Source organism: Olavius algarvensis spirochete endosymbiont, assembly GCA_900608495.1.
Lineage (GTDB): Bacteria > Spirochaetota > Spirochaetia > DSM-2461 > DSM-2461 > UBA2779.
The window spans coordinates 1-308 of sequence record UWYT01000324.1 but is presented as its reverse complement, the minus strand read 5'-3'; the positions used below and the strand labels follow the sequence as shown (position 1 = coordinate 308).

Here is a 308-nt window from a genome sequence, read left to right as displayed (position 1 = left end):
GAGATATTTTCAACGAGTCGCACCCCTCGCGGGTGCGTGGATTGAAACACAGACCAGCTGCCCCAATATTCCAGCCAGCATGTCGCACCCCTCGCGGGTGCGTGGATTGAAACTGGCGGCCGGGGGTACGATATCCTGGACGCCCAAGTCGCACCCCTCGCGGGTGCGTGGATTGAAACGCGCGTCCTGGGAGAATCCAATGTCCCCCTGATCGTCGCACCCCTCGCGGGTGCGTGGATTGAAACATATAGCAGATTACGGAAATAATTGCATTTGGAAGTCGCACCCCTCGCGGGTGCGTGGATTGA

1 protein-coding gene is annotated in these 308 nt (G+C 58.8%); it reads left to right on the top strand.

All coding sequences use genetic code 11. From position 1 onward, the window contains the following. Positions 1 to 211, top strand: a 211-nt coding sequence (locus S1OALGB6SA_RS11040; RefSeq protein WP_442789595.1) for a hypothetical protein, incomplete at its 5' end; no start/stop codon positions are given. Positions 212 to 308 lie beyond the last annotated feature (97 nt).